This is a genomic window from Paenibacillus sp. FSL E2-0178, assembly GCF_038593005.1.
In the GTDB taxonomy this organism is placed as follows: domain Bacteria; phylum Bacillota; class Bacilli; order Paenibacillales; family Paenibacillaceae; genus Paenibacillus_AQ; species Paenibacillus_AQ phytohabitans.
In genome coordinates this window covers 5,519,300-5,536,899 of record NZ_CP151953.1, presented here as the reverse complement: position 1 = coordinate 5,536,899, position 17,600 = coordinate 5,519,300, and the positions used below count along the sequence as shown (strand labels likewise).

Here is a 17,600-nt window from a genome sequence, read left to right as displayed (position 1 = left end):
GACGTGTTCTTGAACAAAAAGTTACGTTCCACCCGTACTGGCGGCGTTATTGCCGCCTGCTGCCGGTGTAGCCGCGTTCTCTGCAGGAGTGTGTGAAGGAGTCGGGGTCGGCTCTACAGACTCGTCAGTGTGGGTAGGAGACGGCTCTAGGGGCGTCTCCTCAACAGCAGCCGGCTCAGCACTGGGCTCCGTAGTAGGAACAGCCGTGCTGTTGTCAGCTCCGGCAGAAGGCTCCGGTGTAGCTGGAGCGAGCAGTTCTACCTTTACCGTAAGCTGCGGACCGTCATTCTGCAGTGCTATGAACCGGGGAAGGGAGACCTGCAGCGGAATATCATGAATTCCAGCCGTAAGCCCGCCCACATCAGCAACCACACTGACATTATCCTGGTCCAGCTGGTCCAGCAGGGTAGGCGCACCCGATACCGTCAGATCCATGGAAGTGCTCACAGGATCTAATATAAGGGCTGTCAGCCCGTTGCCTACCCCCTCCAGCTTAATAGGCACAGCGGAGATCGTCCGCTGGGCGATCTCCGCTGTTGAGACCGATACATTCATGGCCGCAGGCTCGATCTTCCCGGTCCCCTCCGGCGGCTTCAACTCCAGCTTCAGTTGTTCTGTACCGGCAGCTGTAATGGAGCTTAGATTAAGAACCGCCTCATAGGAGGATAGGTTCTGCAAAGTCTCCGCGCTGCCATATACAGTCACCATATCCTGTTCAGGCGTAACCCGGGACAGGACCAGTGAACCGGGCAGACTGCCGGTAAAGCTGATATCCAGCGGCAGTGTTTTGGACGGAAGCGTAATAGGCAGCTCTACACCCACTGTTGAAGGCTCGATCACAGCATCCTTCAGCTCGTTCCCTTCACTGTCATAAGCATAGAGCTTCAGCTTCTTCTCACTGAACGGCTCATTCTCGCCATCCAGCTCAATATTCCCCTGTACCTTCGCTACCCGTCCGAGTTCACTGGCCGGAAGGGTCACCTCTGCCGATAACGGATCAACCACCGGAGTCCCCACTTCATAGCCTGCTGCAGGCTCCCCCGTGATATTCAGGGTAACCGGAAAAGACTTGGTCGTCCGCAGCTCAATATGCACATTCACCTGATTCGGCACCATATCATCCAAGGTTACACCACTCGGCGTCGAATACATTAAGGGAAGCGTATTGTCGCCGGGTTTCACATCACTAAGATCCAGCCACACCCGGTAGGCATCGGAGAACTTGTAGGTAAGATCGGACTTTTTGCCCCTTACCTCCATCCTGACGCTCTCTACATCCTTCGTCAGCACATAGGTATCACTATCGAAGCCTTCGATCTCCACTTTGACATTCTCGATGGTCTTCGATTCGGTATTAACCGTAGTCTGATTCGCCGGCGCCGTATCTACATGCACAATGGTCCAGAGAATAATACTGAGGGCAAGCGCAAGAATTTTGTTGAAGTTATTATTCTTCATCCATTTATCCATTGTTCTTAGTCCCCCTCCATTTCCAGAAAGCGGAACTTTTATCCTTCAGGAGTGAGCTTGCACTCAGCTCTTGATGCAGCTTCGAGATCAGCGACTCTTCCTTGATATCCCGGACGATTTGTCCGTTAATGGCCAGAGAGATCTGTCCGGTCTCCTCGGAGACGACAACAGATACGGAGTCTGCCACTTCACTAATGCCGATGGCGGCGCGATGCCTTGTTCCGAGCTCCTTGCTGATAAATGGATTCTCTGACAATGGCAGGTAACAGGCGGCTGCAGCAATCTGGCTCCCCTGCATAATCAGCGCCCCGTCGTGCAGCGGTGTATTCGGAATGAATATGTTAATCAGCAGTTCGGAGCTGACCTCAGAACGCATAGCAATACCGGATTCCGTATATTCGTTGAGTCCCGTAGACCGCTCGAAGACGATTAATGCCCCGATTTTGCGCACAGCTAAATAATTCACCGCTTTAATAACTTCACCGATTAATTTACTGATCTCTTCATCATTCTCCGCAGTCCGCCCGAAGAATTTCCCCCGGCCGAGCTGTTCCAGCCCCCTGCGCAGTTCCGGCTGAAAAATAATAAAGATCGCAAATACCCCAAACGTAAACATCTGGTTCATCAGCCATTTGAGCGTGTACAAATCCAACAGGGTACTGCCCCCCCAGATTACAACCAGGACCAGAATCCCCTTCAGGAGCTGAACGGCCCGCGTACCGCGCACCATATTCAGAACTTTATAGATGATGTAACTGACAATCAGAATATCGATTATATCTTTAATGGACTCTTTCCATGTAAGGTCGGTAAAATAACTCATTGCCGAAAACCCCCGTCATTTCAAAATTAGCTGGGTTTATGTAAATTGTCTGTTAGCACTTTATCATATCTAGGTTATAACGTTCAGCCTCCGGTTGCAAGTTTAGGGCTGAAGCAAATTGCAAAACTGGTGTTTTCAGGCAACAAAAAAGCGCCATCTTTCCGGAAAAAGAGGCGCAAATGAGTTTTCTGCTACAAGCGACCAACATTAGCTATCGGTAGGCAACTTCAGAGAACATGTTCGTCACTTTATACCAGAGCCAACTTACCGCTTGGTCTATGCTTTTGACTTGCCCGGAAATATGGGCGGTTGAAGCCTGATACAGCGAGCCGTCGATCACCGTCACATTGCCGTTGACTTCCCCGTATACTTGAGTTTTACCGTTCTCCACCGTCAGATCCCCGGAAATGATTTTGCCGGAGGGTACGATAACCGTATCCCCTTTGATAACAACCTGATCGAGGTCAGTCCCTCTGACTACAAGCTGTCTATCCTGATTCCAAAAAGTTACAGAACTCATCAGCATCACGAAGATAAACACAGAGGCTGCCGTAAGCGCCGGATGTCGTTTGATCCAGGTGATAAAAGCTCTTTCCTTCTTGGGTTTCGGTAATGAATTCATAATCCGGCCTACAAGATCCTCCGAGGCAACAGGGGTCTGGTGCATCAGGGAAAACATCAGCATATCGGTCTGTTCCAGTTCCTTGAACTTCGCACGGCAATCCGTACAGGATAGAAGATGCTCCTTCAATTCCCTCTGCTGCAGTTCGGGCAAGTCGTCATCCAGGTAGTCGTGCATCATAGAGACGGCCAGTTTGCATTCCATAGGAGCCAATCCTTTCATGAGTGCTTATTTAATTCTTTCAAGACATAGGAGCAGGACGCATAAGACTTGCTTAACTTACATACGTCACTGCCATGCAGGAGTTTCATAAAAAAATAATCTATTTTTACAATTTAGGGCCTAATTTTTTACGTAAAAACTCACGTCCGCGATGCACACGGGTCTTGATCGTCGTCACAGGCATATCCAGCACATCACTGATCTCCTGAAGCGATAGATCCTGCAGATAGCGCAGTATCATCACCGACCTGTATTTCACGGGCAGGCTGTCAATGGCCTCATAGATGAGGCTCTGTGTCTCCGAGAGCAGCAGTTCCGTCTCCGGTGTCACATTGTCGCTTGGAATCATTGAATACCCGTCAATTCCCTCTTGATCGTTCATCTCGGCATCCAGTGAATACGTCGGCCGCCGCTTGCGCAGCCGGTCAATACAAAGGTTCGTGCCGATACGGTAGATCCACGTTGAGAACTTCTGTTTATCATCATAGCGGTCCAAATTCCGGTACACGCGCAAAAAAGTTTCCTGAACAATATCTTCCGCCTCATGGCGGTTATTCAGCATACGGTAAGCCAAATGATATATTTTGTCTTTATATAGTTCCACAAGCTCGGCAAATGCCCTTTGGTCGCCCTTCAAGGCGAGCTTTGTCAATCTGCCTTCCAGATTCTCCACCTGTTAACTCCCCCAGACTTGCCGCCCTTGGTATCTCAGCTCTTGATCATCCACGGTACAAGCATTTAAATCGTAATTCAAGTTCTTGCAAAAATCAAGGTTTGTATTGTTACCTTATATATATTGTGCTCTGAAAAGCGGACGGGAGGCTGATTAGTCGCGGACTGCGCGAAACATTTGGACTTCCGGTCGCTGTTATTGGCAGATTTCCTGATTGGAACCGCAGTCTGCGGTCGAAATCTGCCAATAAAGGCGAACGCTGCCGCTCCTCCAGTTCCAAATTTCCGCTCCGCCGTCTCCATCAGCCAGTGTGGACCTCTTTTTTGTTGCCCAAAGTATATCTCAGGCAACAATGGGGTAGGGCATGGGTTTGGCCGGGTCTATGACTCCCGGCCTCACTTAGAAAAATAAAAACCCCGTCCATCCTCTGGGTAAGAGGGGGACGGGGTTTCCTGAAGCGGCTTCGCCGACCTCAGACACAAACAAACCATTTAAAGCGGCTTCGCCGACTTTGAAGATCAAGAGCAAGATCATCGAAAGAACAAGGTCAAACCCTTTAAAGCAAAGCGGCTTCGCCGACTTTAAGATCAAGATCGGCTAGGTCAAGATCGAAAGAGCAAAGGCATCAGCCGGTATTCCGAAGACCGGCGGCAATACCGTTGATCGTAAGCAGCACCTCACGCAGCAGCTCAGCGTCATCACCCTCAGCATCGCGCAGGGCGCGAAGCTCGGCAAGGAGCTGGACCTGCAGGTAGCTGAGCGGATCAACATACGGGTTACGCAGGCGGATCGACTCCTGAATAACTGGAACATTATCCAGAATGTCCTGCTGGCCGGTAATCTTCAGGATCAGCTCGGAGGTCAGCTTGAACTCAGCTTCGATCTGGCCGAAGATACGTACCCGCGCCTCTTCATTTTTGCCCATTCCGGCATATTCCTTGGCGATTACGAGATCCGCCTTGGCAATAGCCATCTGCAGGGTATCGATCAAGGTCGTGAAGAAAGAGAAGTTGGCATACATATGCTGCATGATCTTCAGGTTCTCCTCTTTATCCTCATAGAAGCTCTGCAGCCCTGTTCCGGCCGCATACCAGGCCGGCAGCAGATAACGGCTCTGCGTCCAGGCGAATACCCAAGGGATGGCACGCAGATCCTCGAAGCGTTCGCTGTTCTTACGCTTCGAAGGACGTGAACCTATATTCAGTTCCCCAACCTCCGGCAGCGGGGTTGATTCTTTGAAGTACGTCAGGAAATCCGGATCACGGAAGATCAGATCCTGATATTTGTTCAGGGAGACTTCAGAGATGCGGGCAATAATCTCATCCCACTTCGCTTCATACAGATCCGCCTGCGGCGATCTGGCGTGAATCGCTGCCGTAACCAGAGCAGATGTCGCCTGCTCCAGACTGCGGTAAGCAATGCCTTTCATCGAATACCGGGAAGAGATAACCTCCCCCTGCTCGGTAATCTTAATACCGCCGCCAATGGTGGAAGCCGGCTGGGCCAGAATACTCCGGTTCAGCGGCATACCGCCGCGTCCGAGGGCTCCGCCGCGTCCGTGGAAGAACTTCAGCTTAATGCCGAATTCATCGGCAGTCGCTGTAATCTGCTTCAGGGCAACGCGCAGCTCCCAGTTCGCAGTAACCACGCCACCGTCCTTATTACTGTCTGAATAACCAAGCATGATTTCCTGCAGGTCATTCATCGCAGTAACGGCATCGCGGTAGATCGGCATGCTGAGCAGCGTATGCATAATCTGCGGTGCATCATGGAGGTCGTCAATGGTTTCAAACAGCGGCACCGCCTGCAAAGTACAGACAACCGTACCGTCGTTGTCTTTGCGGAACAGACCCACTTCTTTGGAGAATACCATGACTTCAAGAATATCACTGGCTGCTTCCGCCATACTGATCAGATAGCTTGTGATACACTGTTTGCCGTATTCCTCCTGCGCCTGGAAGATCGTCCGGTATACCGCAAGGCATTCCTCCGTACCTTCACTGTAAGACTGGTAAGGGGATGTCAGCGGACGCGGATCATTCAGCAGCTTTTCGAGCAGCTCAATCTTTTGTTTCTCCTCCAGCTTGGAGTAGTCCGGTGTAACATTCATTTTGGCCAGAATCTCCGTCATCGCATTCTCATGTTCCTGGCTATGCTGGCGGACATCCAGGGTCGATGTATGGAAGCCGAACAGCTCCACTTGGCGGATTAGCTTCTTAATGTAGGTGTCTGCTACATAGTCGGCATAGTGATGCCGCAGGCTGCGGTCAATCACGTTCAAATCATCTATAAATTGCTCTGGTGAGGAATAGCGCTCAGGCGTACCTTTTTTCTCATCATCCAGAACATTCTGTGTCTTGGAGATCATATAGCTGAGCTTAATCCGGTAAGGTTCATTATCATTGCGCCAGGCATCAACCCGGTTAAGATTGATAATGTTACGGTCCTTCTCAATGGACTCCAGCAGCTCCGGCGTCACATTGACGATGCTTGTACTAAAGCTCAGGTACTGCATCAATTCGCGCATAATCCGCTGATATTCACGAATGGCCAGCTTGCGCTGCAGACGCAGCGTCTGCAAGGTTACGGCCGCAGTCACCGAAGGGTTCCCGTCACGGTCGCCGCCAATCCATGAACCGAAACGCAGATAGGTCGGAACATGCCAGTTCTGGCCCGGATAATATTTGCTTAGACATCGCTCAAGCTCTTGATACACATCCGGCAGCACTTCAAAAATCGTCTCATGGAAATAATACATGCCATTGCGCACTTCATCGAGCACGGTAGGCTTGCGGTCACGTAACTCATCCGTCTGCCACAGGGTAATTACTTCATTCAGCAGCTTCTCACGGAGTTGTTCGCGTTCGCGGAAAGTCAGAGTCGGATTATCCAGTCCCATGACATCATCGGAGATCCGTTTGTGGATATCGAGAATCGCACGGCGCATGGCTTCCGTAGGGTGAGCCGTCATAACTAGTTCCAGAGACAGGCCGTTCATGATCTCATGAACATCCTCGTGGGAGAAATCCCGCTCGCGGAGCTCCTGAATCGCGCTTTCGATCGACCCTGGCTGTACGGTCTCCCCGGCAGAACGTTCATAATCGCGCTTACGGCGAATCCGGTGATTCTGCTCGGCTATGTTCACCAATTGAAAATAAATGGCGAAAGCCCGTATCACCTGATGGCGGTTCTCCGTATCCAGTGAACTAATTAGCTCTTTAAATTCATTGTGCAGTTCAGGCAAAAACAATGAGCGCAGCGATTTACTGGTTTCACGGATCTTCTCCACGATATCCAGCAGTTCGTTGCCGCCTTGGTGTACCAAGACTTCGCCCAGAATATTCCCCAGGAACCGTACGTCCCGCCGCAGCAGATTATTGGAGTTGCTTTTGCTAACGGTAGTCGTAAGTTCGGTCATGCTGCTCCCCCCATCCTCTTCCGGATCAATGCTCTTAACATTGTCTATTTGAAAGCTTTCCTCATATCATACAATAAAACCGCCCGGAAATCTTCAACTTTATTGCGCGGTAAAGCGATACAGCAATTAAGATTATACACCAATCCAGTTATTTATACAGTCAGAATTAATTATGTATCTCTTCCTATTTATATTGTCTGTTTTATGTAGTGACTATGTAATATTATATGACGTAAAACAGCAAAAAAACCGGCTCCTCAGAGCCGGCCGTCAATTATAAGTCACGTTTCATTTCATCATATTCCCTGAGCGGTTATTGAATGCCAATTCAAATAATCCTGTAGCAGACAGTCCGGCAAGCCCCCCTGCCCAGAGGCGAAGGGTCATACCGAGATCCGTAAAAGGATACGCTGCCGCTCCAACCAGCAGTCCAATTCCTAGTCCTACAAACGGGATAATGTTACGGGGCAGACGGGTGTTATTTTTGATCAGCTGTACCAACGCCAAAATTACTACGGCCAGGATTGAAGCAAAGGCTAACACGTTGTTAAATAGTTCACTGTTAATCATGAGTTCGCTCCCTTCTGGTGGCTACTTGTAATATCTACTGTTTTTGTGGCCGGATTGTAGCCGACCTGTGCCCCCAGGGCTTCGGCAATAACGCGAACGGGAGCATAAGTAATGCCATTCTCCATTATTCCTTCTGTAATCTTCACACCGTTCACTTTTACCGTTGCTGTAATTTCACTCTTCACAGTTTGTTCCTCCTTGAGCTTGATGCGTTCATACACCGCCGCTACTGCCGCCGCAGCAGGCTTCGCTCCTGTCCGAAGTGCTGCCAGCGTCATTCCAAAGCTCAGCTGAAAATGCGGATAATCCTTGAAACTGGTCCAATCCCCGCCCCATTCAAACCCGATCGCCTTAGCCTGCTGCACCACCTCCAGCCAATCAGCCGTGCAGTCATTGTCCCCGTCCCTGTTCATATCCCAAGAAACACTTGAACCATTCGGAAGCAGCAGCGCAAAATCTACCGCCAGTCCATAATTGTGATAGCTGTAGCCGCCGCGAGCATTAGTGACAATCGCCCCCGGCTTGGTTCGTCCCTGGGCGTAGAGCGTATCCTGTTCGGCAGTCGTCCGCAGCCCTTGGGTAATCAGGATGGGAACACCGCAAGCATAGCAGCGTTCAATCAGCATTGTAGCTGCGGCGAGTACAGCGGGATGAAGCCCGGATAGACGGGCAGCGGATTTATTTAAGACCTGAGTCAGAGTCAGCATTCGGATTCCTCCCTTTCCTAATCCCGGACAGTACCAAGAACAAATCCTGGCGTTTGGTGTACATTAACAGCGTCAGAATGACCAGTCCTACAGTAGTGCCCGTCTGGGCAATGGCCCAGGCCACCGATTGCAGCGAGCTTAGGACAGCGTCCGAACCGGAAGTGCTGCTGAATCTGATCCAGAAGGCAACCGCCATCTTAACGGTATACGCCCCCAGAAAAAAGAATGCTGCCAGCATAAACAGACTGACTACGCGCGCCCGGAGCCTTTTACGGAAATACAAAAAAAGCGCAGCTATCAGCAGCAGCGCACAGATAAAGGATATGGAATACGCTATTAACAACACAATATCAATGATGCTCATCCTCTGCCCCCCGATCATAGATTAGGAACTCGGCGAACCCGTTATTCCTGATTTCCTCCTGAATTTCTTTGGAGACATTCTTGTACCTTCGGATAGAGAGCGATACTCTCATTCCCGCTTGCGTCAGCTTCCGTTCTCTATCCCGGTGCAGGGGAGATAGTCGCTTGATCCACTCACTCAGCACGTTATCCCCCCCTGTCTTCTTCATTAATACCATCCGAATTCTTGTTGCCCGCTGAATGGTCGATCTTCAATCGCTGCAGCACTTCAAGTGTCGGTGCCATGAAGTCGGACCGCTCTTTGTCGAGGATGTTCTGCAGCCTGTCCCTGTCTTCCTCAGCACGCTCCAGCAGTTCACGCGGCACCAGATTCCCCTTCACAATCGACCGCAAAAGCACAAGAAAAATCATCAGCAGAATCAAAGCGATGATGTAGGCCAGCCCATACTTATCTGCCAAAGGCAGCAGCTTCTCCAAATTCGCAACGTCGTTGCTGTCCATTGCTTCACTCCCTTCTGAGTTGGTAAAAGAAATGCCCCCGGACGGGCCGGGGGCAAAATAAAAACACCTTATAGGGCGCCGTGGTTATCTATTCTTCTGTTGCAAGAAACTCAAGACCGCTATCTGCCAGAATTTCTTTGACTGCAGGCTTCAGCGTGGAGGGTACTTCACTATACTTGGTTTTACCCAGAGTAACACGTTGTGCAAAAAATAATGCCATTAAATCCTCACCACCTTTCCATATGAGCATGAGCTTATAAAAGACGAAACATTATTGATAGACCTGCATTGCCATTTCGGCAATAATGTCTTCAATGAAATCTGCCCGTTCGGATAGCGCATTGTTCTGAGCTTTCAGCAGCAGATTTTCTTGTTGCAGTTGCTCAATCTCTGTCAGCTCCGGCGGCTTGGTTGCCTCGTATTCCTGGTAAGCATCCCATGCTGCTTGTAGTTCAGCTTCTGTCGGCTGCGGAACATCGAGATTCCAGACCGCGATGAACGGGCCGCGTTCTACGAGATCGTAGTCCTCTCCTTCTACTAGAAGATTGTAGTCGATGCCGTAGCGGTAGTTAACGCCCTCAACAGGTTCTTCACCGACTTCTGGCGATCTGATTTCGTAGCGGACACGACCTTTTTCTTCGGCACCTTTGCGCAGGACGGGTTCTGGGCCGTTGTCTTGGACGGTGAAATCCCGCGTTGGGTTGGCGGTTGGGTACAGATACATGATTGCTAATGCTATATTCATCATCATTCCTCCTTAAGCTACTTGCACAACATCAAAATATTGATACGGCGAACCCGCCACCCCATTCATGTTGGCGTTAGCGTAAGCGTAGATTTCTACGTAATCACCCGGGTTTAATCTAACCACCGCACTACCTTGGAATGACGTACTTGATGTGCCGGACGTTTGAGAATAACCGAAATCCTTAGTTCTCCCTCCATTCACCCAAACACACAACGTGCATGTTGTATTTGCTCCCGGTGCCTGAGGATTTAATGCAGCTGTTACTAAGTAAACCCCAGTTTTGGCAGCGGTGAATCTATGCAGAGCAGGATTATACTCTCCTAGGTTGTCAAAAACCTCATTGGTATACATTACTTTTGTCCATGTATTAGCTACAAAAGATTGAGCGCTTGTAGACCACGCAGAGACCAAGCTTCGCGAACCCGTTGTATTATCTCCCCACGGGTTAAGAACACCGCTCCCCTGAACAAGCGTTGCACCGTCTTGCGCCACCATCACGCCAGCTGGGACGGTTCCTGTATATCCAAAATAGGAAGCAAATCCAGATAGGTATGCAGCACCATTATTTACACCCGCGTTACCTGTTGCATAGGCTATACTTTCCGCCAAAACCACTACAGCGTTGCCTCGATTTGAGATAGTGCAGGTGTTTACAAACATATCCGATGCACCGGCATAAAACCCGGCAGAGGAACTAAGTGCTGTAGTAATACATGAGGTGAATACAACACGTCTGGATGCAGATACTTCAAACGTATTAGTTGCTGTTGTTGTCGCAGTCAATCCTGTTATATTGATGACTCCGTGGCAATTGCTTACCTTTACCGATGTTACACTCACAACTCCTGAAGCAACAATCGAAAGGTCTTCTGTAGTTACAAACCCTGCGATGCTAATAGCTTCAGCGTACGTTCCCGCTGCAACATTGATAGTTGCGGTATGATTGACCATTTTCGGAATCATACTGATTGCCTTGCCAATCGTTTTAAACGCCATTCCAGCTACATTGCCTAACCCCGTATTACTATCACTTCCATCTGTACGGACATAGTAAGTAATGGTTGTTGTAGTCTGCTGCGGTGTAGTAGTCAGATTCGTCTTCCCATTCAGCTGCCCCTGAATCCCCGAGGTCACCCCATCCAAATACCCGAACTCCGCATTAGACACAACACCCGTCCCGATCTTAGTCGCATCAATCGCTGCAGCGGCATTAACGTCCGCATTCACAATCACCCCCGGAGCAATCGCGGTAACACCATCCCCCGTGCTGGTTACATCGCCGGTATGATTGGGATGTACATAATTATTTGCCCCGGCAGCCACACCATCCAGCTTCGCCTTATCCGCTGCAGCCATCAGCCCGGCGGCGGACGCAGTAGCGGCGGCGGTGGATGCCTTGGCATTCCATGCCGTGCGCTCAGCAGCCGTGATATGCTTAACTGCATCTGCGGCATGATCCTGTACAGCCTTGACGGCTGTGTCCAGAATATCCATATTGCCGTTCAAATCCGTTATATCTACAATGTCTGTGCCATCCGGCTTTTTCAGCCCCAAATTCCCCGTTGTTTTCATCGCTCACACTCCTATTCGTATACTCTTAATTCGTTCCAGGTTCTGGCATGTGCTCTATTCCAGGTAAGCGTCTTAACAGAGTCCCACCAGGTGTAGCTGTACACGAAGCTATAATCCAGATGTGCCGGTTTAATCTCCTCCATGATCTGGATCAGACCCGCCATATTGGCCGGAATGCCCAGCGTGCCGACGAAACGCACCTCGAAGCTGTACGCTCCGGGCACCTCCACCACCTCAACATCCCCGCCGGAAAAAGCGGATGCCGTCCGCCGGATCATCTCCGGAGTGGTCGTTCCGCTTCCCCGCAGCTTGGCCTTGATCATCTCCCGGCGGGTAGCATAAGACTTGTCCGTATCCGAAGTCAGTGCCAGCATCCGCTCCCAGCGGGATAGACTCCAGGTTGCAGACTCCAGAGTCTTCTGCGCATCGCTGTCAGCCATCGCATAGGCAAGCTCACCGCACTGCGCACCGGCACTCGCCTGCAGCTGCTCCATCTCAGGCACGCCCTGGTAATACTCCGGCAGGTACTTCATCAGATCCGGGACAATAACCTCCGGCCCCTCCCCCGTCACACCATCTGTTGAATATTCCAGAAGGCCATATATACTGTCTCCATAGGCCACGGCTACACCCCCTTAAGCTGATTCCAGGTTAGCGGACCTTTGGGCATATACTCATGCGTGTGCGCCGCCGGCGGGAATACGGATGGCTTGCCGTCCACACCGGACCAAGGCACACTATCCGCAGCCTGCGCGTAATCGACCTTACCGTTGTTATTGGTATCATAGATGCTCTTCAGCATGTCGCCGGTGCTTTGGGCGGCAACCAGCAGCAAATTGCTGCTGCCATTCCCAATGTAGAGCTTGCCTGTATCGGTGCAGTAGCCCAATTCGCCTGCGGCAAGCGTACCCAGTGCACTTTCCAGGCCGCGGCGGATTTGAATCAATGTCTTCAGTGCCATGGTCACCGCCCCCTAGAATGTTCCGCCATCTATACTGCCCACCGTCAGCCGGTTGCCGTTGCCCGCATCATACACAATACTGCTGCCATCCACATTGGCCGCAACCCCTGCCGCATCTACAGTAATGCCTTTGCCGGCGGTTACGGCAATCGCATCTGCACTTACCGTAATGCCGTTGCCTGCTCCGACATTCAGCGTTACCGCATCGGCCTGTCCGCCGCCGGTGAGCCCGTTACCCGCTGTAATGGTCTGCAGTGCTCCACCCGTCCGCACCCAGGCGGTCCCGTTCCAGCTGTATATTTTCTGTTCATCATCCACATAAGCCGTCCAGCCGACCGCAGGAACATAATACACCCAGACCGCAGACTGATACTCGGCGACCTGATTGGTTTTCCCTGCCCATACACCGGTAGCTCCAGCCGGGATGATATACCGTTCACCTTCAACCGGACTGGCCGGCGGAGCGGTCAGATTCTGATCCTTAACCGAGGCCTGAGGCTCAATATTATGCTTGGCCAGCTCAATCTCATTTTTGATTTTTTGCGCAGACCAGAGATCTGTAATTGCCGTACCCGTATCATTGATCAACCGGTGCTTAGTGGCATCGTCGATATGGGTTTTGATCTCTGCTGCGGTCTTCGTATTGGTGCCGTCCGACACCTTATTCGGATGGCCTGCGGTGATGTCCGCCTTGAGTACTTTGGCATAGGTAGTGCCATCTGCGATATCATCCACGGTGCCGGTCAGATCTGTTAATTTCTGCGCATTCACCCGGCGCCAGGCCGCCCCGTCATCGAAGTACAAATAACCGCTGTTACTTCCGCTGCTCACATAATACAGCCGGCCCACTGACGCTGCCGCAGGACGCGAAGCTTCAGGACCGGACAACGCCCGCCCGACCATGGAATTGGAGGTACCGTCTCCAATATAAATCTCCTTCGTGTCTGTACAAAAGCCCATTTCGCCGGCCTTCAGTGCCCCGTAAGTGGACAGCTCCGCCCGCGTACCGCGTTTCACTTGAATAGTTTGTGCCATTTTACACCTCTCTTTTGAAAGATCCGCCGTCAATCAGCCCGGCCTTTTTATAACGCTCCAGCTCACTCTGCGTGGCTGTCAGCCCTGTCTGCAGCTGATTCACATCATCCGCTTCCACCGTATCTCCCGGCGTTTCGTAAGTCACATACACTTCCGGCACATCGGCATAGATCTTAATCATCCGCCGCCAAGGCGCCTCGTCAGGAAAAGACACTGAGTAATTCCGTACCTCAGTCCCGCTATAGCGTGAACCTGTATAGACGGATAGGGTCTGATTATTAATGTTATCGTGGGCAAGAAGCCCGCTGTACACACCGCCTGCAAGAAGAAGCTTCTCCTCGACGACATAGCTGCTGCCGTTTGCTTTTTTGTTCAGCTTGTCCTGAAAGACATCAATCTGCTCCGGATATCCCATCGCTACACCTCCAGTACGACATTGCCGAATAGCGGCACTTCAGTTTCGGTTAGAGTCACATTTCCCGTCCCGCCGTTCAGCTTCAGACCGCTATAATCCATAACACCCTCGGTATCCAGCAGCAGCGATCCAACTACGGATTGACTGATATAGGTGGCGGCAAAAGCTTTCTCTTTGCGGTATTTCTCCAGAATCGCTGTAAAAGCATTAATAACCGGCTGCAGCGCATAACCCGCTGCCAGCGTAACCCTGGCTGTGACGTTAATGGTTTTGCCTGTGGCCGTTTCCACCGTCACTACGGCTCCAACCGGAGCTTGTCCTTCGCCAAGACCCGGAGCAGGATCGATATACTGCTGCACTTGAGAGACCAGCAGCGCGGAAGCAGGCTTGTGCTCCGCATTCACAATGACCACCTTTACCGTCTTCGGCCCGGCCCACAGCGGAAAGACCCGCGCTCCCCCTACGCCCTGGATGTCCTGTGCCCATTCCATATAATGATATTTATTGCCGCTCGTCGAAGGCCGTCTAGCCGAATCGAAGTACCGCTGGCGCAGCGCCTCATCTGACTCCGCATCCGTACCGGGAACGAGCAGTGCCGTAATCTCCCCACGTGCCAGCCCCGAGATATAATCGATTGGCAGCAGCGCACCCGAGTACTGATTCCCCTCTGCACCAGCGGTCTCACTTTCGAGACGGTACGTTCCGGGCGACAGCTTCTCCGCTGCGCTAAAGTGGAGCAAGCCCAGCGAAAACCGGCTGCCCAGAGGAACATCCAGCAGCTCCCCTCCGCTGGTATAGAACTTTCCGCTCAGCTGCGCTTTTCCTGCGGGGTGACGGGTGATTCCCGTCCAGGCAATGCTGCGTTCCAGATACTCACCACCCGCTGTATCAGGGAAATACAGATTATTGCTGACCTCAAGCTCAATATACATCTGGGCCATTTCGGCCGCCGCCGGAGCGAGCGCATCATAAATAATGCTTCCCTCGCGCTTGTCCATCCCTTCCGGAACCCGGTCCAGCATACGTTCAAGCAGGGCCTCATAGGTCTGATCTTCATACACCGGCAATCTCCTCCTTTCTCAGTTCAAAATTGCCGTAAACCGTGACAGCTGTGCAGCTGAAGCTTACCGTATCACCGTTAAAAAGAATTTCCACATCCTCAAGCTGCTGAATCCGCTCATCCTGAAGCAGCGCCTCACTTACGATTCTGCGCAGCTCCGGCCGGGCCAGCAGCCTGTCTTGTCCCAGTACGAGACTCCATTCCGTTCCGTAGTTTGGACTATAGATCAAATGCTCGAAGCGGGCGGTCTGCAGCACCTTAACCGCTGCCTGTTTCACTGCCTCAAGTCCATCCATACGTCCGGCTATCCGCTTGTGCTCAAAGTCCATCCGGTACGTTAGGCTGGGGCTAATGCCTGAAGCTGTTGCACTCCCCTCAAGAGCTGCCGTAACCGGACCCGATCTGCCGATTGCCGGGATCATAGGTCCACCAGCCGATCCAGGACGATATAGCTCTGTCCGCCCTGCATCCGGACGAGCAGCACGCGGTCACCCGCTTCCAGGCCCCGGCGGAGCAAGATTTCTCTGCCCTCAAGCACTGCCTTGCTCTCCATCACGGACTCTGGCACAACCAGCGCCGGTCCCGTCAGAATGAACCGCTGCTCCACCTGGATCTGCAACGGCTGTGCCCCGACTACCGTTCCATAAGAAAAAGCCACAGGATTCGTATTCGATACGGCCCCGAGGCTTGCTTGTTTAATAATATCGAGCATGTCTTCTACACCACCTTAATGTCTAGGGACATCGTATGCTCCCCTCCTGAAATCTTATGGCTGCATTGGTCGACCAGAAACAGCTGCGTCTCAAACTCATCAAGCAGTACATAGATGAAATTTCCAGCCCGGACCCGAATATCACCAATCGCCTGTACAGAGAGGCTAAGCTTCTCGCGGTTATGCAGCTTCAGCAGATTGCCTGCCTTCTCCTGGATTTGCGCAGCATTCGCCTTGTCATCCGCCTTCTGGTACAGATGAAGAATTCCCCAGCGTTCCACATTTTCCTTATCCGTTGCCGGGAAAAACTCACGTTTGCCGGTTTCCTCATTGTCTTGATAGAGCAGGATCGTATTGTACGTATCATCGTCAATGCTTCTTTTAAGCGAATAATCATACAGATAATGACCGGCACCAAGGATCACATTCAGCAGCATTGCCTGAGGCGCACGCAGGGTCAGCTTTCCGAAATCATCATAAAAAGCCATCAGCTGACCCATATACTGCAGCTCGCTGCCGATGGCTCCCATAATAATATCAAGCAATTTTTTATTATCCTCGATCAGGGAAGGGATCGCGTACTTCGCCGGGTCCAGCACTCCGAGCCGAAGGCCATAGTCTGTAGCGACTTTGCGAATCAGCTCACTTGCAGTAATATCCTGCAGCACATAGCTGCCGTTGCCCAGCAGATAACGGATCTGGTCATACGCTGTCAGCTTAATTTCCTGATTCGCTCCCGTATCGATGCTGAAGACGAACCCGTAGAACACATCAATCCCGTCTTTCCTGAACTGCACAATATCCCCGTTACTGATGCCGAACTTCGCATGCTGGTAAATCCCGCTGTCCGCCAGCGTAAGCTCGAGTGTAGCAGGCTTTCCGGTACGCGTGGTTTTCCATGAGATATCAGTGGCAATCCCGGAAACATCCCAGATCGCGCCTTCTTTATTGATTACTATTAATTCCATCGCCATGGCCTCCTACGACAGCTTAATCACTCTGCCGATTTTAAGCTTCTTCAGTTCACTGTCCGGGATACTGTTAAGCTTTTGCAGAGTTTTGCTTTTGCTGCCGTCACCCAGGTGCTTTTGAGCAATGGACCAGAGGGTATCCCCGGCTTTGATCGTATAAGTGGCGGGTGCTGTCTTCTCGCTTGCCCGTTTCTGCTGCGTCTTCACTTCACCCTTGTTGTCAATCTTCATGGCTAACGCCTGATAGAATACATACTTTTTGAGACCGATAGTATACTCGATGTCCCCGGAAGAACCCGCACTCAGCTTCCAGGAGAAGCTTTCAATGCTGACCGCCATATTGATGCCAATGTCCCCGGTAAAAGTCTGCTGCGCCTGCGTATTCGCCTGCTTCAGCCAATCTGGAGTCTGCGTATCCTGCACATTCACAGCCTTCAGCCCCGAGAAAACAAACCGGACCGGCCTGCGGCTCAGCATCCATTTCCGGATCAGCTCTACATATTCATAGGGCTTCAGCAGCTTGCCGGCATTCTCTCCCGAATACACCACAAACGGATAATACTGTGCCGGAAAAATACTCTCAATGGTGATCTCTGTCAGCTTCGGATAAGCAATAGCATTGATCTCACCAAAATCAATGACCGTATAGCTCTTGCTGTCGCCATTCTCTTTGATCTCGAGGGTCTCAGGGTTAACCGGAAGCCGGATCACCTCTTCATAGTTGTTGAAGCTAAGATAGAACCCATACTCCTCCATG

At 51.4% G+C, this 17,600-nt stretch carries 23 protein-coding genes; all 23 read right to left on the bottom strand.

Annotation, left to right across the window (positions count from 1 at the left end):
* Positions 1 to 21: 21 nt before the first annotated feature.
* The 23 genes from MHI42_RS24265 to MHI42_RS24155 all read right to left on the bottom strand — a co-directional run bounded on the left by MHI42_RS24265 (position 22) and on the right by MHI42_RS24155 (position 17,599).
* A complete protein-coding gene (locus tag MHI42_RS24265) occupies positions 22 to 1,470 on the bottom strand; it encodes a CdaR family protein (RefSeq protein ID WP_171717537.1) in 1,449 nt (482 codons plus the stop codon).
* Positions 1,463 to 2,293 (bottom strand): diadenylate cyclase CdaA, encoded by an 831-nt coding sequence (gene cdaA / locus MHI42_RS24260; protein ID WP_039294234.1) that lies wholly within the window; start codon positions 2,291 to 2,293, stop codon positions 1,463 to 1,465. The genes MHI42_RS24265 and cdaA overlap by 8 nt, the downstream gene beginning before the upstream one ends.
* Positions 2,294 to 2,504: 211 nt before the next feature.
* Positions 2,505 to 3,119 carry a zf-HC2 domain-containing protein gene (locus MHI42_RS24255; protein ID WP_076247115.1) on the bottom strand — a complete coding sequence of 205 codons (615 nt, stop codon included), beginning with the start codon at positions 3,117 to 3,119 and terminating at the stop codon, positions 2,505 to 2,507.
* A 124-nt stretch (positions 3,120 to 3,243) separates the two neighbouring features.
* Positions 3,244 to 3,810 carry an RNA polymerase sigma factor SigW gene (sigW, locus tag MHI42_RS24250; protein WP_039294228.1) on the bottom strand — a complete coding sequence of 189 codons (567 nt, stop codon included), beginning with the start codon at positions 3,808 to 3,810 and terminating at the stop codon, positions 3,244 to 3,246.
* A 399-nt stretch (positions 3,811 to 4,209) separates the two neighbouring features.
* Positions 4,210 to 4,401, bottom strand: coding sequence for a hypothetical protein (locus MHI42_RS24245; protein WP_342420868.1), 192 nt, complete (start codon positions 4,399 to 4,401; stop codon positions 4,210 to 4,212).
* Between the two features lie 34 nt (positions 4,402 to 4,435).
* The gene (ppc, locus tag MHI42_RS24240; protein WP_171717536.1) at positions 4,436 to 7,228 is read right to left on the bottom strand and encodes a phosphoenolpyruvate carboxylase; all 2,793 of its coding nucleotides are present in this window, start codon (positions 7,226 to 7,228) and stop codon (positions 4,436 to 4,438) included.
* A 288-nt stretch (positions 7,229 to 7,516) separates the two neighbouring features.
* Positions 7,517 to 7,798 carry a holin gene (locus MHI42_RS24235; protein ID WP_342420867.1) on the bottom strand — a complete coding sequence of 94 codons (282 nt, stop codon included), beginning with the start codon at positions 7,796 to 7,798 and terminating at the stop codon, positions 7,517 to 7,519.
* On the bottom strand, positions 7,795 to 8,505 hold the full coding sequence (locus MHI42_RS24230) for a M15 family metallopeptidase (RefSeq protein ID WP_342420866.1): 711 nt from the start codon (positions 8,503 to 8,505) through the stop codon (positions 7,795 to 7,797). The genes MHI42_RS24235 and MHI42_RS24230 overlap by 4 nt, the downstream gene beginning before the upstream one ends.
* Positions 8,477 to 8,869 (bottom strand): hypothetical protein, encoded by a 393-nt coding sequence (locus MHI42_RS24225; RefSeq protein WP_342420865.1) that lies wholly within the window; start codon positions 8,867 to 8,869, stop codon positions 8,477 to 8,479. The genes MHI42_RS24230 and MHI42_RS24225 overlap by 29 nt, the downstream gene beginning before the upstream one ends.
* Complete coding sequence (locus MHI42_RS24220; RefSeq protein ID WP_039294209.1) at positions 8,856 to 9,053, bottom strand: hypothetical protein; 198 nt, start codon at positions 9,051 to 9,053, stop codon at positions 8,856 to 8,858. The genes MHI42_RS24225 and MHI42_RS24220 overlap by 14 nt, the downstream gene beginning before the upstream one ends.
* A 1-nt stretch (position 9,054) precedes the next feature.
* Entirely contained in the window at positions 9,055 to 9,369 is a 315-nt protein-coding gene (locus MHI42_RS24215) for a hypothetical protein (RefSeq protein WP_039294205.1), read from the bottom strand.
* 88 nt (positions 9,370 to 9,457) lie between these two features.
* Positions 9,458 to 9,619 carry a hypothetical protein gene (locus tag MHI42_RS24210; RefSeq protein WP_342420864.1) on the bottom strand — a complete coding sequence of 54 codons (162 nt, stop codon included), beginning with the start codon at positions 9,617 to 9,619 and terminating at the stop codon, positions 9,458 to 9,460.
* A 21-nt stretch (positions 9,620 to 9,640) separates the two neighbouring features.
* Complete coding sequence (locus tag MHI42_RS24205; protein WP_342420863.1) at positions 9,641 to 10,120, bottom strand: XkdW family protein; 480 nt, start codon at positions 10,118 to 10,120, stop codon at positions 9,641 to 9,643.
* 6 nt (positions 10,121 to 10,126) lie between these two features.
* A complete protein-coding gene (locus tag MHI42_RS24200; protein WP_342420862.1) occupies positions 10,127 to 11,689 on the bottom strand; it encodes a hypothetical protein in 1,563 nt (520 codons plus the stop codon).
* A gap of 11 nt (positions 11,690 to 11,700) precedes the next feature.
* Positions 11,701 to 12,312, bottom strand: a complete 612-nt coding sequence (locus MHI42_RS24195; RefSeq protein ID WP_342420861.1) for a putative phage tail protein — start codon at positions 12,310 to 12,312, stop codon at positions 11,701 to 11,703.
* A 2-nt stretch (positions 12,313 to 12,314) separates the two neighbouring features.
* Positions 12,315 to 12,650 (bottom strand): hypothetical protein, encoded by a 336-nt coding sequence (locus MHI42_RS24190; protein WP_081970300.1) that lies wholly within the window; start codon positions 12,648 to 12,650, stop codon positions 12,315 to 12,317.
* A gap of 12 nt (positions 12,651 to 12,662) precedes the next feature.
* The gene (locus MHI42_RS24185) at positions 12,663 to 13,685 is read right to left on the bottom strand and encodes a DUF2793 domain-containing protein (RefSeq protein ID WP_342420860.1); all 1,023 of its coding nucleotides are present in this window, start codon (positions 13,683 to 13,685) and stop codon (positions 12,663 to 12,665) included.
* Position 13,686: 1 nt separating this feature from the next.
* Positions 13,687 to 14,100: a hypothetical protein gene (locus MHI42_RS24180; protein WP_042140110.1), complete on the bottom strand. Its 414-nt coding sequence runs from the start codon at positions 14,098 to 14,100 to the stop codon at positions 13,687 to 13,689.
* A 2-nt stretch (positions 14,101 to 14,102) separates the two neighbouring features.
* Entirely contained in the window at positions 14,103 to 15,161 is a 1,059-nt protein-coding gene (locus MHI42_RS24175; RefSeq protein ID WP_342420859.1) for a baseplate J/gp47 family protein, read from the bottom strand.
* Complete coding sequence (locus tag MHI42_RS24170; RefSeq protein ID WP_052422123.1) at positions 15,154 to 15,582, bottom strand: DUF2634 domain-containing protein; 429 nt, start codon at positions 15,580 to 15,582, stop codon at positions 15,154 to 15,156. The genes MHI42_RS24175 and MHI42_RS24170 overlap by 8 nt, the downstream gene beginning before the upstream one ends.
* Positions 15,579 to 15,872: a DUF2577 domain-containing protein gene (locus MHI42_RS24165; protein ID WP_340985186.1), complete on the bottom strand. Its 294-nt coding sequence runs from the start codon at positions 15,870 to 15,872 to the stop codon at positions 15,579 to 15,581. The genes MHI42_RS24170 and MHI42_RS24165 overlap by 4 nt, the downstream gene beginning before the upstream one ends.
* Positions 15,873 to 15,877: 5 nt before the next feature.
* The gene (locus MHI42_RS24160; protein ID WP_342420858.1) at positions 15,878 to 16,840 is read right to left on the bottom strand and encodes a hypothetical protein; all 963 of its coding nucleotides are present in this window, start codon (positions 16,838 to 16,840) and stop codon (positions 15,878 to 15,880) included.
* A 12-nt stretch (positions 16,841 to 16,852) separates the two neighbouring features.
* Complete coding sequence (locus MHI42_RS24155) at positions 16,853 to 17,599, bottom strand: LysM peptidoglycan-binding domain-containing protein (protein WP_171717523.1); 747 nt, start codon at positions 17,597 to 17,599, stop codon at positions 16,853 to 16,855.
* Position 17,600 lies beyond the last annotated feature (1 nt).